The organism is Tannerella sp., assembly GCF_030528505.1.
Taxonomy (GTDB): domain Bacteria; phylum Bacteroidota; class Bacteroidia; order Bacteroidales; family Tannerellaceae; genus Tannerella.
This window is the reverse complement of sequence record NZ_JAUMYS010000066.1, coordinates 1-15,697: the sequence shown is the minus strand read 5'-3', so window position 1 is coordinate 15,697 and position 15,697 is coordinate 1. Positions and strand designations below refer to the sequence as shown.

Annotated in this window: 12 protein-coding genes; 8 read left to right on the top strand and 4 right to left on the bottom strand. The window is 46.5% G+C overall.

Features of this window, described 5'->3' with window-relative positions; genetic code table 11:
• The first annotated feature begins 234 nt into the window (after positions 1–234).
• The 8 genes from Q4A89_RS09890 to Q4A89_RS09855 all read left to right on the top strand — a co-directional run bounded on the left by Q4A89_RS09890 (position 235) and on the right by Q4A89_RS09855 (position 12,902).
• Complete coding sequence (locus Q4A89_RS09890; protein ID WP_303185247.1) at positions 235–720, top strand: SPASM domain-containing protein; 486 nt, start codon at positions 235–237, stop codon at positions 718–720.
• A gap of 74 nt (positions 721–794) precedes the next feature.
• Positions 795–3,068: an outer membrane beta-barrel protein gene (locus tag Q4A89_RS09885; protein ID WP_303185244.1), complete on the top strand. Its 2,274-nt coding sequence runs from the start codon at positions 795–797 to the stop codon at positions 3,066–3,068.
• Between the two features lie 164 nt (positions 3,069–3,232).
• The gene (locus Q4A89_RS09880) at positions 3,233–5,554 is read left to right on the top strand and encodes an outer membrane beta-barrel protein (protein ID WP_303185243.1); all 2,322 of its coding nucleotides are present in this window, start codon (positions 3,233–3,235) and stop codon (positions 5,552–5,554) included.
• A gap of 665 nt (positions 5,555–6,219) precedes the next feature.
• Positions 6,220–6,402 carry a hypothetical protein gene (locus tag Q4A89_RS09875; protein ID WP_303185242.1) on the top strand — a complete coding sequence of 61 codons (183 nt, stop codon included), beginning with the start codon at positions 6,220–6,222 and terminating at the stop codon, positions 6,400–6,402.
• A 111-nt stretch (positions 6,403–6,513) separates the two neighbouring features.
• Positions 6,514–7,818, top strand: coding sequence for a radical SAM protein (locus tag Q4A89_RS09870; protein WP_303185240.1), 1,305 nt, complete (start codon positions 6,514–6,516; stop codon positions 7,816–7,818).
• On the top strand, positions 7,796–10,213 hold the full coding sequence (locus Q4A89_RS09865; protein WP_303185238.1) for a TonB-dependent receptor: 2,418 nt from the start codon (positions 7,796–7,798) through the stop codon (positions 10,211–10,213). Before Q4A89_RS09870 ends, Q4A89_RS09865 begins: the two co-directional genes overlap by 23 nt.
• Positions 10,214–10,227: 14 nt before the next feature.
• Positions 10,228–12,432, top strand: coding sequence for a peptidase domain-containing ABC transporter (locus Q4A89_RS09860; RefSeq protein ID WP_303185236.1), 2,205 nt, complete (start codon positions 10,228–10,230; stop codon positions 12,430–12,432).
• A gap of 2 nt (positions 12,433–12,434) precedes the next feature.
• Positions 12,435–12,902, top strand: a complete 468-nt coding sequence (locus Q4A89_RS09855) for a hypothetical protein (protein WP_303185235.1) — start codon at positions 12,435–12,437, stop codon at positions 12,900–12,902.
• Positions 12,903–12,974: 72 nt separating this feature from the next.
• On the opposite strand, the gene Q4A89_RS09850 is transcribed toward Q4A89_RS09855, so the two are convergent.
• The 4 genes from Q4A89_RS09850 to efp all read right to left on the bottom strand — a co-directional run bounded on the left by Q4A89_RS09850 (position 12,975) and on the right by efp (position 15,435).
• Positions 12,975–13,661, bottom strand: a complete 687-nt coding sequence (locus Q4A89_RS09850; RefSeq protein WP_368389508.1) for a UDP-2,3-diacylglucosamine diphosphatase — start codon at positions 13,659–13,661, stop codon at positions 12,975–12,977.
• Positions 13,662–13,740: 79 nt separating this feature from the next.
• A complete protein-coding gene (locus Q4A89_RS09845; RefSeq protein ID WP_303185233.1) occupies positions 13,741–14,058 on the bottom strand; it encodes a metal-sulfur cluster assembly factor in 318 nt (105 codons plus the stop codon).
• Positions 14,059–14,123: 65 nt separating this feature from the next.
• Positions 14,124–14,831 carry a DNA repair protein RadC gene (radC, locus tag Q4A89_RS09840; protein ID WP_303185231.1) on the bottom strand — a complete coding sequence of 236 codons (708 nt, stop codon included), beginning with the start codon at positions 14,829–14,831 and terminating at the stop codon, positions 14,124–14,126.
• 40 nt (positions 14,832–14,871) lie between these two features.
• A complete protein-coding gene (efp, locus tag Q4A89_RS09835; RefSeq protein WP_124752574.1) occupies positions 14,872–15,435 on the bottom strand; it encodes an elongation factor P in 564 nt (187 codons plus the stop codon).
• Positions 15,436–15,697 lie beyond the last annotated feature (262 nt).

The window sequence follows — 15,697 nt, the reverse complement described above, 5'->3', positions numbered from 1 at the left end:
GAAACAAGAGACGCGGATTTCGAAAAGCGAAACGAGTAGAAAAGAAAATTAAAATGTAAATGAGATGAATACATTGATGAATCTTTCAGTAGACATAATAGACAAATTAAACAAAGAAGGATAGTCGTATACCTAACCGTTCGATTGCTGTTAGAGTAAATTTTAATAATCAGACATTAGAAGATAGATGAGATCATAGATGATATTACCTTTTTAAATAGAAGAACCTCTTATGTGATACTAAAAAAGGTATGGCAAGTTTCAACTGAAAAAATTGATAAACAGTTACTCTACTCCGCAATTCAAAAATTTTTCAATGAGAAATTCCTACTTGATTATTACATTATGCCCAAAGGATATATTTGTTTTGCTGAAAGAAAGAGACAAACTCTATTTAATTATGATGGAAAAATTTTTAAATGTTCCACTATTTCTTCATTTAACGACCAAGCGTCTTTGGGTAAATTAAACCTCGAAACAGGACAAGTAAATTGGGACTTAAATAAACAATCTTATTGGTTCAAAGACTTAGCCCAGAAACAATGTGAAGAATGCAAATGGTTTCCAGCATGCCTCGGACCGTGCAACAAACAGTTATTAGCACATAAAGGAAATTTTATTTGTACTTTCGACGCCATGAATATGGACACTAAAGACTATCTGGTATACTCCTTTAAGTTTCATTTGTTAAAAAATGAATTAAGTCAAAAAGAAGAATAAGATGAGATAAGTACAACTCCGTTATGGTGGTATTTGTCGCTTTGTAGAGTTATATCTATTTGAAAAAATATCATATGAAAAAAACGATCTTATTCCTTGTTCTGATTGTTGGGACATATGGAGGATTCGCACAATATTCCTTCTCCGGCAAAATTACGGATAAAGAGAAAAATCCGTTGACAGGTGTTCAAATCTTACTCTCGATAAACGACTCGCTGTTTGCGGCGGGACTAAGTGATGAGAAAGGAAGGTTTATGATTCGGGAACTTCCCGAGGGGACATACTGGCTACAAATCGTTTATCCGGGGTTTACTCCGTTTGAGGAGAAATGTATGATCCAGCGTAGCATACATGCCGACTTCGTATTGTTGGAAGAGAGAAATATCAGGCTCAACGATGTTGTTATTACGGCCAAGAAAAGTGATTTGGTGAAACGCACAGCGACCGGCGAAATATTCTATCTGTCCGAAAAGGCCAGAAACAGCGGTGATCCGTATCGTGCATTGCGAGAAATTCCAAGACTGGCGGTCAACGAGGCGATGCAATCGGTCGGCATGCGAGATGGAGGAAAGATGCAGGTGTTGATCAATGGAAAAATGATGCATTCAGGAATAGCTCCGATTAATCCGAAAGACATTGAGTCCGTCGAAGTGATCGACGTGGTCAGTGCTCGCTATGTACAACAGGGTATCAAACACATACTGAACATCAAATTGAAAAAGAAACGTGAACCATATTTGTTTTTTCAGACGGCTACGCGACATGATATTCCATTGCGGAACAGTATGGGAGTCGTTTATTTCGAGATAGGAAATCCGAAATATTCTCTATATGGAAGATTGGCAGGAAATATGATCCATAAAGACGACAGCCATTCGGATATGTGGCAGAGAAACACAGAGTATCTCAAGCAAAGTACGGGAAAGACAAGAAATAACAGTCGAGAATTTCTAGGTGAACTACTCTTCAAATGGAGTCTGACTGACAAGGATTTTTTTGCGGCTCATATATATGGCAGACAAAATGACAAGAAAATTAGGAGCTGGGGAGACGGCTCTTTCAAAACCGACTCGTTACGGGCCTTTGATTATGTGTCGCTTCATAAAAACAACGCGTATGTACTCACTTCAAGTCTTTATTATCTACACGATTTTTCACCTAATCAACGATTCGAAGTCACACTTGCCTACAACAAAAACAGGGATAAAAACAATGGAGAACGCAACGAAACGTACTCCGGTAAATTATATGATTTCCTTTATCGATATGACAGTGAGCGTTCATCGGCCAACCTGAACCTTGATTATTCAATCGACTGGAAAGATGCCAATAGTTTAAACATCGGAATGTCGACACGCTACATAAACGATCACATTGATAAGGTAAGTGATAAAGTTCCCGTATTCCTTCATAAGGCCTGGAATAGCTATTTGTATGCTTCATTTAGCAGCAAGGTCGGGAATCTGTTGTATATGGCTTCGGCGGGTCTGGAAGGCATACATCTGAAAGCAGGCGATGTGTCGAACGGCTATATCAAACCGCGTGCAGCGTTAAGCATTACTTATCGCTTCAGTAAAGAATACTCTATAAGAATGGGCTATACATTAACTAACCAGGCTCCTTTAGTCGGGCATCTGAATCCCTACAATACCTCTACCGACCCTCTCGTAATCACGAAAGGAAATCCCGAATTGTTACCCGAGCAAAAACATCAGTTCAAGTTGTCTCAGACCATTAATAAAAAGGGATTTTATGTTACCCCGTCTATTTCGTACGATATTTCGACCGACATTATTGAGCCATTCGGTTACAGTGAAAACGACATCTTTGTTCATACATATAGAAACTCGGGTCGCTTCAGCACCCTTTCGGCCGGAGGAACCATTCAGTATCATCTGAAAGAAAACCGCGGTAGCGTCTATATCGGGGCATATCATCTTACGGATTATTTCTCAGGAATGTCTTTCAAGTCAAGTGTTTCACTCAGTGCCGGTCTATGGTACAGTTATAAGAAATGGTATTTTGGTGGTGATATTGACTATCGGAATTACGAATACACGCCTCTTTCGCGCATCAGACAGCTCACACCAGCCTACTCTCAGATTCAGGTAAACTACAATTTTACGAAAGATTTTTATATTGCCGTAGCACTACCTTATTTTATCGGGAAGTTGTCAACCGAAACGACTACGCAGGCCGATACGTATGCTGCATATCATCGGCAAGAGATGACGAGCATGTCAGGGCGTCCGTGGATATTGCTACGCTACACATTCAGAAAAAATAACAAGTCAAAAATTAAATTGAACAATGTGGTAAAAAGTAAAGAAGAGGGTATCTCTTTATGAACGGACTTCGGGAGCACCTTTCTTTCTTCTGAGAAATGTAACCTCCCATCCGCTCTACTTGTCTATAAGCATACAGGGAAGGAGAAAAGAAGATGTGCGATCCCCCCCTCGTACATAATAAAAATTAAATTCGACTCGTTCATTTACATAAACACCAAAACATCATGAGAACATTTCAAAGCATGCTGATTTTTCTGCTGGGCGGTATCGTCTACCCACTTTCGGCACAGATCACCGGCCGCGTGGTCGATACCCGGAACCAACCTCTCGAGTTTGCGAATGTCGCGCTGTATGCATTGCCCGATACGACCTTGATCACGGGAACGATCACCGATACGGAAGGGAAATTTGCAATCTCTTCCGCCCATACCGGCCAATCGATGCTGCGTATCTCCATGCTGGGCTATGAAACGAAAGAGATCGATCCGTCGAGAGGCGAGCCGGGAATAATTGTGCTGAACGCCATCGCACAACAACTCGAAGATGTAATTGTCACAGCCCGAAGGATAAAGCGAAGTCCCGGGGGCTATGCGGTGAATCTTCAGGGTGAAGAAACGGCTCAGGGCAAGCAGGCCGATGAATTGCTTCCTTTTCTGCCGGGTATAACGACCGAAAACGGGCTCTTAAAAGTCCTGGGACAAAACATCGGCGTGATTTATCTGGACGGCATACGTATCAAAGATCAGAAAGAGCTGGCCGCCATTCCGGCAGAGCAGATTCAGACGGTAAAAGTCGATTATCTGGCCGGGAGTGAAGAGTTCGCCTCGATCAAAGGAGCCGTTATCCGGATTCAACTCAAAAAGCAACCGCAGGGCGGATACTACGGACGACTAAGCGCAGGAGCTACTTTTATGAGTCAATACGGTTTCACCGGCGATTATCTCACATCTACCTACAGTTATCGCTACAAAAAGCTGAGCCTTTATAACAGCCTTTACTACAACGATTCCAAAGCAATCGGGGATATTGAAAACCAAACTCTTTTTCGGCAGTCGGGCACGAAGATCAATACAGTCGAACAATACCGTAGTTGGGGAAGATATGTTCATGACCGGCTGAGTCTTACATACGATCTAACGGAGAATCAGACTCTCGGCGCTTCTTTCTTTCTCTCCACCCACCATGCCAAGCCGAACAATGACGTACGAAGCGAGACGACCACGACGGAGGGGAAAACGCTCAGCCGATCGACCGTCGAAACACCCTACGACTACCTGCGGTATCAGGCTACGGCCCGATACAATTACGTCACGGACGAGAACGGTAGCGAGCTTGCCGTCGTAGCCGATTATCTTCAGAATAACGAAGAGGACAGAATGAAAACCAGGATTTTTGGCAAGGAATACGTCGCCGGAGTCACCGAAAGCCGCTCCCGGCAAATCACCCGAATGATGGAAACACAAATCTCTTACGATAAACACTTCGCATCCGGCAACGCGTTGAACACCGGAGTGAGTCATCGGTTGATCCGTACGGATTACGACCTGCGTGACTTCCGAAACATCACCGAAAAACCCGAAGCACGCGGGCAGATGCCGGCTATCTTCTCCGAGTTCAAGGGACAGATCAACAATTTCCAGTACGGAATCGGACTCAGGCTACAACAGAGCTTGATCGAGTACCATCCATCCGACCGGACAGCAAGCAGCAAATATTCGGACTGGGACATTTATCCTTCGGCCGATTTGCTCTACATGATCAATCCCGACAAAGGACATCTGTTTATGCTGTCGTACAAAAGAAGCGTCGATGAGATGCCGTACAGTGCAATAAGTCCTTATCGAAAATACGAGAGCGAACATTCATACATCAGAGGCAACCCTGAGCTGATTGCCCCGAAACAAAGCTTGGTGATGGCCGGGTTAGAACTGTTTGACAAAGTATCGATCAGCGGCATATATATGTATGGGCAAAATCCGATTTATCATTCTACTCAGGTAGACCCCGAGAATCCGCAGCTCACTTACATGATGCCCAAAAACGGTCATCACGAAACACTGCTGGGAATCAATCTGGAGACACGCCTCCAACCCACGTCGTGGTGGGGGCTGAAAGCCAATGCGATGTATTCCCTGTACGGTTCGGAGACGGAAGATTTTAAAGTGAGCAACCAGTCCAAATATTACTTTTCGATGAACAACAACTTCACGTTCTCCAAGAATGCAGGTGCCACACTCGAAGGATATTACGAACCGACCTATATGTTTACCAACGAACGGTACCGGACTGTATATGAAATGAGCGGAAGTGTATACAAAAAGTTCTTCAACGGCAAGTTGGAATGCCGGCTCAAATGTAAACTCTTCCGAAAAGGACGTGTCATCGAAACCGATACGCCCAAACTCTGGAAGAGCTATGCGAACCAAACGAATGAGCAATATCTGCAAATATCGCTTTCATACTCCTCCAGAGGAGGGAAAAAGGTAAGCATCAAGCAGACCGAAAGTCTTCAGGAATACAACAAAATAGAAAGTTCCAAAAGATAACCATATGCTTTTCCCCTTTGTCAAACAACCCGATGCGATGGACTGCGGGCCGGCGTGCCTGACGATGATTGCTGCACAAGAAAATTATTTATTATGTTTTTTTAATGTGTATAATTTGGACAAATCCGATGTATGGTGTTATTTCGCAATCGAGATGTATGATCTCTTCGACTAGTGTAAAAACCGAACGAAAGGAAATCATGGAAGCCCTCACTGCGGACTCTTTACCCCCTAAAAGGTAAAAGTTGATAGTGATCACTTGCATTTGCATACAGAAACTTGTTCGACACAAGCAGATGTGCGTTATTTGAACACGAAAACACGAAAACAGGGCAGCCTAAGGAACTGCCGGAACAGAATGGACCGAATGCCATAAGGCATATATACTTTGAGAACTCTGAAAACCGTTTGTTCGCACAAGAGAGACAAACACAGAGGAAATACGATTTTCACGATGTATCACAAACAAGCCGGAAAAGGCACTGCAGAAATTGTAAAAAAGATATTTCACCTAGTTTCTTATGTCTGCCGAAAGCGAAGTACAGTAGCGAGTATGGCAGTGTAGCAATCTCCAACCGGTATCATCATACCGGGAAACTGCATCAAACAATGGACGCGGATTTCGAAAAGCGAAACGAGTAGGAAGAAGAAAAAATGATTATCTCATGAATAAGATTAAAGATATTCAATTGTCTGAAAAGACATTGAGTGAAATGGAGATGGAAAACATCCTTGGTGGCTATTCGGAGGAATCTTCAGCTACATACAATTGTTATCAAGGCAATTGTGCTGCAGGGTGTTCAGGTCATGGCGGTGGCCAAGATCAAGGAAATGGTATGCCGGTTTAAACGGAGTTGATTAGGATAGGATTGCTTGGCTTTATGTAGAAAATTAGACTTATTGATTAAGCATTCTATGTAACCAAATAATCCTATCTGTTAATATGCAAATAATGAAATATGAAGGGAAGTAGATATAATTTTTTTGTTCCATATAAAGATAGAGTGATCTGTTTTAATGGTGTAAGCGGAAAAGTGTTTTCTGTTTCAAAAGGAGATGAATTTAATGAGGTTAAACGGTATATAGAAGCTCCAGATGGTCGTAATAACCTAACAAACTTTATGGTAAAAAATAATTTTATCGTAGAGGATTTGACGAATGAAGTAGAGTTATTCAAGCTAAACAATCGAATTGCAGTTTTCGATAACTCTTTTCATCTTATCATTAATCCCACATTGGAATGTAATTTCAGTTGCTGGTATTGTTACGAAAAATCGATTCCAGGGAAAATGTCCGATCAAACACAGCGAAGAATCGTGAGATTAATCGAAAATCTTACATCTGGAGGAAAGATACGCAAATTAACAATAAGTTGGTTTGGAGGAGAACCAATGCTGTATTTACAACAAGTTATTTATCCAATATCATTATCAGCAAAGGAACTTTGTGAGAAATACAATGTGGAATTTGGAACAAATGCGACTACAAACGGATTTCTTATATCAAAAGAAAAAATCCATTTCTTAAAAGAAATAAACATGTCCCATTTTCAAATCACATTGGATGGAAACAAAAGCACACATGATAAGGTTCGCAATCAAAATGGACGCCCTTCCTTTGATAAAATTATTGATAATATAACACGTATATGCAAAAATATACCTGATGTTAGTATTATCTTAAGGGTAAATTATACGAATGATATTTTAAAACATGACATAAGCGAAACATTGTCGTTATTTCCCCAACAAATACGAAAAAATATACGGGTTGATTTTCAAAGGGTTTGGCAAACAAGAGGAGAAAAAGATACGACAGATTTGCTAAAAGGAATTAACACTGCATTAGATATGGGTTTTGCACCTTCGGTTTGTGGAAGTTTTTCTGTCAAAAAGCACTACCAGTGCTATGTGGATAAATTCAATTTTGCACATATTAATTTCGATGGAAAAGTGTATCGTTGTACGGCAAGGGATTATTCTCAAAAATACATCTGTGGAGAATTGAGTGAAACTGGAGATATCATATGGAATGCAGGAATAAACGAAATGATGTTTGCACAAAGTAATTTCGATAACGAAATGTGCTTATCATGCAAATTATTGCCGATATGTACAGGCCCTTGTTATCAAAATTACAGAGATTATAAGGAAGGAAGAAGTAAGACTTTTTGCTTTCAAAAGGACAATGAAATTGATGTCGAGATGTTTATCATACAGTATTATCTAACTACGATAAAGCATGCGGAAAATAATAAGATATAATATACTCGTCAGTACATTATTGTTTTCTATTTCATTTTGGGTACACTCTCAGCATTCGGTGAGTGGTTTTGTCGTAAAAGAGCAAGAAAAAACACCACTGGAGTTTGCTACCGCAGCGCTTTACACGGCCGATTCCGCGCTACTCAAAGGCAGTGTAACGAACGACAAAGGCATATTTCAATTCGACAATATCCACGACGGGCACTACATGCTCGAGGTGCGTTTGATCGGCTATCAGACTATTCGCCGACCAGTCGACGTGCGCGGCGTCGACACGGATGCGGGCACGATAACCCTACAGGAAACGACCGTCGGTTTGGGAGAGGTAACGGTGACAGCGCCGCCGGTCTTGCAGAAGCCCGATCGCATGATCGTCAACCCCAAGGCTTACATGCTCATCGCTGGTAAGAACGCCGCAGACGTCATACGCGAATTGCCAGGCGTCATCGCCGAATCGGGTGGCGGATTATCCGTAGTTGGCAAGCCCGCTATCGTTTATATCAATGGCAAGCCCGCCGATTTGACCGGAACAGCCGTGAACAGACTTCTCAAAACGTTGCAGGCCGAACGTATTGAGCGGGTGGAACTGATCACCAACCCTTCGTCGCGCTATGAGGCCGCCCACTCGGGTGCCATTATAGATATCCGCTTGCGACGTGACGAGTCAGAGGGTTACAATGGGACGGCCGCCTTGGCCTCTTACCTCAAAACTACAGGACTCGCCTTCTCTCCTACCCTCAACGCCAACTATCACACAAGTAAACTAAACGTCTACGGCAACTATGGACTGGACAATGGGCGATACGAGCAGCAATTCTACGACGTGAATCGGTATCGTACCCTCGCCGTCCCCCTCGAATACTCCGAACACGGCATCTATCGCCCCAGCGGAACGTCGCACGATGGCTCGATAGGTATCGATTGGTTCCCCTCAAACCGCCACACGATCGGCTTCCTGGCGAAAGCTCAACGCTACGATGGCGGCAACACCAATCGCTCCACAACAGAGATCCGACGCCTCGGCAGTACACAGGTCGATTCAAGTATCATCTCCCCACTTACGATGGATATTACATCCAACTTCTTTTCGTTGGATATGAATCATGTTTGGACATGGAGTAAGGATGCGAGCCTGACCACAGACGCCGTCTATTCTTACGCCGACCACCGGCAGGAGCAGCAGATGAAGCTCAATTACATAGATGCCGCCGGCAGAGAACTCCGCCCGCATAATGGCAGGGGCCATGGCGTGAAACAAAAGACGGACGTATGGATGCTTAAGACAGACTACGAGAGGCGCCTCCCTGCCGACACACGTTTAGAGACAGGTGCTCAGCTAAGCCATATCAAGCGCGACAACGATTTGACGGGTTTCACGCTCGACACCTCCGATACGTGGATCGAAAACACCGCCCAGTCGAACCATTTCATTTATAAAGAGCAAATCGCGGCGCTTTACATCAACCTCAGCCGCGAGTGGGGCCAACGCTTCAGTCTCTCGGCCGGATTGCGGGCTGAATACACGTTTCAAAACGGTTATCAGGTCGTGGGCGACACCAGCTTCACGCACTGCCGTTGGGACTTCTTCCCCTCCGCCTCAGCACAATACGCCTTAGGCCAAGACCAATCGCTCTCGTTTTCCTATGCACGAAAAGTCGACAGACCCTCTTTCAGCAGCCTGAATCCCTTCCGATTCTACACGTCGCCCAACACTTACCAAGAAGGCAACCCCAATCTTTCCCCGAGCTACCGCCACAACCTGCAACTGAATTATCGTTTTCGCAACTATAACCTTTCACTCTCCTATACCCACACGGACGGTATGATTGTCCAGGAGCCGTCGCAGAATGATGCCACGCGTGAACAATCATATGTCTACAGAAACTTCGGGCGCTCGGACTTCTATTCCCTTTCGCTGAACTTGCCCTTTCGCATCTATTCGCGTTGGTCAATGAACGTCAACGCCAATGGCTTCTGCCGGTCCTACCGGTCACGTTTTATGGGCGACGACTTCCACAAGACCTTCTTTTATGCCAACGCGCGCCTCAGCAACCGCTTCGATTGGGGGCGCGGATGGAGAATGCAGTTGAACGGCTTCGTCGTCACGCCTATGTGGTATCTCGCGCGGCGCTTCAAAACGCGAGGCTCTACGGATCTGGCTATCGAGAAGTCGCTCTGGAACAATCGCAGCACCGTAACAATCACACTGAACGACCCCTTCCGTTGGAATAAGTCGCGATCCACCCTCCGTTACGGGAACATCGACACAGAGAGCTTGGTCATTCCTGACTATCGATCCATCCGCCTCGACTTCACCTATCGTTTTGGGTCGGATAAGGTGAAGCAATCCCGCCAACGCCGAACCGGCGCAGAAAGTATTAATAGTCGACTATAGTCATCAAATATTGCATGAAATTCCCCTTTGTCAAACAACCCGATGCGATGGACTGTGGGCCGGCGTGCCTGACGATAATTGCTGCACATTACGGGCGACATTATACGCTGGATCATCTGCGCAAGCAATGTTTTATCGGGCGTGAGGGAGTATCGCTCTTAGGTATCAGCAAAGCAGCCGAACAGATCGGTTTTCGCACCGTGGGAGGACGACTGACGTTCGACAAGTTGGCAGAGAAAGCATTGCTTCCATGCGTCGTGCATTGGAATCAGGAGCATTTTGTCGTGGTATATGCCATCCGGAAAAAGAAGAAAGAATACACCGTTTCGGTCGCTGATCCGGGCAAGGGACTCGTTACCTATTCGCGCGAAGCGTTCTGCCGGCACTGGATCAGCACCTGCACTGGTGGCGAAGAGAAAGGCATCGCTTTGCTGCTGGAACCGACACAGTTATTTTACGAGCAGGAAGGCGACCGGGCACCGTCGGAAAACCGTATCCGCTTCCTCTGGAAATACCTGATCAAATATAAGCGCTTCTTCGGACAACTGATATTGGGGTTGTTTATCGGCAGCCTGCTGCAACTTATTTTTCCGTTCCTCACGCAGGCCATTGTCGACACAGGGATTCAAGGCAAGGATATCGGCTTTATCTGGCTGGTGCTGATCGCACAAATGGTCCTGCTTTTCAGTCGTACGGCCATCGACTTTATCCGCCGGAAAATTCTGCTGCACATCAGTACGCGCATCAACGTTTCACTGATCTCCGATTTCTTTATCAAGTTGATGAAGCTGCCGATGAAGTTTTTCGATACCAAGCTTACAGGCGACTTGCTGCAACGCATCGAAGATCATCGGCGCATCGAAAACTTCCTGACCAATCAAACGATCTCGATCGTTTTCTCCGTCTTCACCTTTATGATCTTTTCGATCGTACTGTTCGTCTACCATCCCCCGATTTTTGCCGTTTTCATCACCGGAAGCATACTCTATGGGTTATGGATCCGGATATTTCTGAAGAAAAGACGTCTGCTCGATTATAAGATGTTCGAACAGCAGGGGATGAACCGTAATGTCGTTTACCAATTGATCACCGGTATGCAGGAGATTAAGTTGCAAGGCTGTGAGCAGCGTAAGCGATGGGAGTGGGAAGATGTACAGGCCGACCTGTTCGACGTGAACATGCAATCGCTCAACCTGCGGCAAAATCAGGAGGCAGGCGGTATCTTTATCAACGAACTGAAAAACATCCTTGTGACGGTATTAGCGGCTACGGCTGTTATCAATGGCAGTCTGACCTTGGGTATGATGCTCTCGATTCAATATATCATCGGGCAGCTCAACAGTCCGGTAGAGCAGCTGATGAGTTTTATCTATCAATGGCAGGATGTCAGCATCAGCCTTGATCGCATGAATGAGATTCATACCCAACAGAACGACGAAGAAACGGGCCGTTCCATAACGGCTCTACCTCCTGATGTGGAGACGGATATACATATTCGTAATGTCTGCTTCCGGTACGATGGTGCCCGGCCGGATTATGTACTGGAAGGCATCGACTTGCACATCCCGCAGGGGAAGGTCACGGCCATCGTGGGGGCCAGCGGAAGCGGCAAAACGACCTTGATCAAATTGCTGCTCGGCTACTACATGCCGAACGAAGGCGAACTGCTCGTCGGCGGTGAGAACTTGTCGCAATTCAATCCCGCATGGTGGCGCACGCAATGCGGTGCAGTGATGCAGGAAGGATATTTGTTTTCGGATACGATTGCCCGCAATATCGCGGTCTCGGACGATGAGATCGATACCGACCGTCTGCGTCATGCCGCCCAAACGGCTCATATTGCTGAGTATATCGAAAGTTTGCCGTTGGGATACAATACGAAAATCGGGCAGGATGGACAAGGGGTCAGTCAGGGACAGCGACAACGTATCCTGATCGCACGAGTGGTGTATAAGAACCCGCCGTTTGTCTTTCTGGATGAGGCCACGAATGCGTTGGATGCGAATAACGAACGAGCGATCGTAGAGAATCTTTCGGAATTTTATAAAGGCAAGACAGTCGTTGTGGTAGCACATCGCCTGAGCACCGTCAAGCATGCCGACCGGATTGTCGTGCTCGAAGGCGGACGAATAGCGGAGATCGGTACGCATGCCGAACTGACAGCCCGGAAAGGACGGTATTATGAATTAGTACGTAACCAGTTAGAATTGGGAGAGTAAACATGGAAGAACGGAAATCGATCGAACTGCGGAGCGAGAAAGTCCGTAACATTATCGGACAGATCCCCCCTGTATTACTCCGCTATGGCACGGTGATCATCGGCTTGACGCTGGCTGCGCTGTGCATCCTGTCGATGTACATCCCCTATCGCGAAACGGTGTCGGTAGATATCGTCATCGAGCAATCGAATGATACGGTCTATGGCCTTGCCCTTGTACCTAAAGACCGGATCCTATTGATGCGACACGGAAACCGGGTAATGATTCACGACCCGCTATCCGGTTCGTCGGAAGCGACCGTTTCGCATATCTCGACGATCCCGGCACGTAGCGATGGTCGCCAACGCGAAGTGCGCATCGCTTTTCCTCCGACGGTTACCATGCAACCGGGCGATGTATTGGAAGGACGCATCGTTCTTTCGGACGTGTCTGTATTTAACCGATTCATACAATCGCTAAGAGGAAGATGATATCGGTATGGATTACAGTCGAATAACGTGAAGCAAGAATAGACGTCTCTCGATTGGAAAAAGAAGAGTGCTTCAATATTGCTTCAATTCGAGCTGCCGGCCGTCCCAGACGGCATAGGAGTAGAATTGCATCCAGTCGCCGAGAATCATCAGGCGAGTATGGTCGCTAATGGGTTTGTCGACCATCAGATGCAGGTGACCGAAGAGGAAGAAGCGCGTGTCCGGATGCGTCAGAAGGTATGCTTTCGCGAAGGCTTCGAGCGATTGAATATTACGTGCCTGTGCGGCTGCCAGCCGTTCGGCGGCGAGTCCGCTCTTACGGCTGCTGAGCGACCAGTGACGGGCAAAGCCGAACGTCCATCGCGGGTGAATGGTGGCGTAAAGAATCTGGCACAACCGGTTGCGGAAGATACGCTGAATAAAGCGATATTTGAAAGGCTGATAACCGACCTCATCGCCGTGTGCGAGGAAGAAACGTTTGCCCAGCAACTCCGTATCGAGGGGCTGGCGGTGTATAAGGGCCCCGATTTCCTGCGGCAGGTAGTCGAACATCCAGATGTCGTGATTCCCGATAAATAGATGAATTTCGACACCGAGGTCGCTCAGCTCGGCGATCTTACCGAGAAAACGCACGTGTCCGCGCGGCACGACGTATTTGTATTCGTACCAATAGTCGAAGACGTCGCCCAGGAAATACACGGCCGCCGCATCGTGTTTAATTTCGTCGAGCCATCGGACGAGACGTTTCTCCGCCGCCATCGGGTCGTCCGAATAGCGGTTGCCGAGGTGGACGTCGGATGCGAAGTAGATTTTCTTCACGGGTTCTTCGGGGGCGAGGTTACAACAGACCGAGTTCGAGCTTGGCCTCTTCGCTCATCATGTCTTTGTTCCACTCAGGCTCGAAGACGATGTTGATCTGCGCGTTCTGTATACCGTCGATCGAACTGACTTTCTGCCGCACATCTTCGATGATAAAGTCGGCCGCCGGGCAGTTGGGAGCGGTGAACGTCATGTCGATTTCCACGTTCTGCTTCTCATCTACCTCTACTTTGTATATCAGTCCGAGATCGTAGATGTTGACCGGAATTTCCGGGTCATAAACCGTTCGCAGCATCTTCACGATTTCTTCTTCTGTTTTCAGAAATTCATTGTCCATTGTTTCTGTTGTTTTACATTCTCATTGTTCTGGTCTCGGGCCTGTCTCCCGAAAGATAAGGGTCTCTACACCGAAACGTTGTCGGGAAGTTTGCCTTCGTCGGCGTAGCTATAATAAGATTTGTCGCTGATGATGATATGGTCGAGTAGACGGATATCCATCAGTTGCGCCGCTTTTTGAAGTCGTGTCGTAAGGTGGTCGTCCTGCGGACTGGGCTGTATATTCCCCGACGGATGATTGTGACACAAGATAATGCCGGAACACAACGTGTTGATCGCCCCTTTCATCACGATGCGCAGATCGGCGGAAGTTTCGCTCGTTCCTCCCCGGCTGATGACGGCCTGCTCGATCACTTTCCCGCTGCGGCTGATAAAGGCCGCCCGCAATTCTTCGTGCGGCAAATCGCACAGAAGCGGGTAAAACAGCCGGAACGCATCCTCGCTGGATCGGATGAGGGGGCGTTCGGGCGGCTCGGATAATCCCCGCCGCCGTCCGAGCTCCATGGCGGCGACAATCGTCACAGCCTTAGCCTCGCCGATGCCTCGGTACGCCATCAGCTCCCTGACCGTCAGCTTCCCGAGCGCATTCAGATTATTGCCGACGCTATTCAGGATGCGTTGAGCAAGTTGTACGGCCGTCTCCTGACTGTTTCCCGAACCGATGAGCAGGGCGATTAACTCCGCATCGCTCAGTGAAGAGGCGCCTTTGAGCAGCATCTTTTCGCGTGGACGGTCTTCCGCCGCCAGCTCTTTGATGCGAAGTCGTTCGTCCATCGTCGTCTACATCTTATGATACGTTCACGTCGGCGGTCAATTATTTCACCCGACCGGTATACGAACCTTCCTGCGTATTAATTTCGATGATGTCGCCTTCGTTGATAAACAACGGTACGCGTACCTCCGCTCCGGTTTCTACTTTGGCGGGTTTCAGCGTATTCGTGGCCGTATCGCCTTTCAGTCCCGGCTCGGTATACGTCACTGCGAGCTGAACCTTGATCGGCATATCGGCGAAAAGAATCGTCTCGGTCGAAGCGTCGGAAACGACATCGACCGTTTGCCCTTCTTTCATGAAATCGACCCCGTTGATCAGATCACGCGCGATGGGCACCTGTTCGAACGTCTCCTGATTCATGAAGATATATTCCTCTCCCTCCTGATAGAGGTATTGATACTGGCGACGTTCTACCCGTACGTCTTCCAGCTTCTCGCCGATGTTGAAACGACGTTCGATGACGTTGCCTTTCACGACGTCTTTCAGCGTCGTACGCATGATCGTATTGCCTTTTCCGGGCTTTACATGCAAGAAGTCGATACAAAAATAAAGTTTTCCGTCGAGGCGGATACACGTTCCTTTCTTAATGTCTTGTGAGTTAATCATCTTTATGTTCCTTTGTTAATATAAATCGTTCAGAATAAACCGGCTGCAAAAATACGCTTTTCCGACCAAAGATGCAAGCGTTTCACCGGTCAGCACAAATTAATGGTAATTGTCAGGCAGCAGTCAGCGGTCAGCATTCAGCCCTGCGGGGGTTTAGCTGTTTAGTTGTTTGTTGTTTGTTGTTTAGCGTTTAACTCAACAAATCCAATGTCCTGTCCTGAAAAAGGTTGACAATTGTTTTTGTTGTTATCGTTTCTTTTTT

Coding starts and splice junctions, on each gene's coding strand:
- Q4A89_RS09885 (WP_303185244.1), top strand. CDS start 795: ATGAAAAAAACGATCTTATTCCTTGTTCTGATTGTTGGGACATATGGA.
- Q4A89_RS09880 (WP_303185243.1), top strand. CDS start 3,233: ATGAGAACATTTCAAAGCATGCTGATTTTTCTGCTGGGCGGTATCGTC.
- Q4A89_RS09875 (WP_303185242.1), top strand. CDS start 6,220: ATGAATAAGATTAAAGATATTCAATTGTCTGAAAAGACATTGAGTGAA.
- Q4A89_RS09870 (WP_303185240.1), top strand. CDS start 6,514: ATGAAGGGAAGTAGATATAATTTTTTTGTTCCATATAAAGATAGAGTG.
- Q4A89_RS09865 (WP_303185238.1), top strand. CDS start 7,796: ATGCGGAAAATAATAAGATATAATATACTCGTCAGTACATTATTGTTT.
- Q4A89_RS09860 (WP_303185236.1), top strand. CDS start 10,228: ATGAAATTCCCCTTTGTCAAACAACCCGATGCGATGGACTGTGGGCCG.
- Q4A89_RS09855 (WP_303185235.1), top strand. CDS start 12,435: ATGGAAGAACGGAAATCGATCGAACTGCGGAGCGAGAAAGTCCGTAAC.
- Q4A89_RS09850 (WP_368389508.1), bottom strand. CDS start 13,661: ATGGCGGCGGAGAAACGTCTCGTCCGATGGCTCGACGAAATTAAACAC.
- Q4A89_RS09845 (WP_303185233.1), bottom strand. CDS start 14,058: ATGGACAATGAATTTCTGAAAACAGAAGAAGAAATCGTGAAGATGCTG.
- radC (WP_303185231.1), bottom strand. CDS start 14,831: ATGGACGAACGACTTCGCATCAAAGAGCTGGCGGCGGAAGACCGTCCA.
- efp (WP_124752574.1), bottom strand. CDS start 15,435: ATGATTAACTCACAAGACATTAAGAAAGGAACGTGTATCCGCCTCGAC.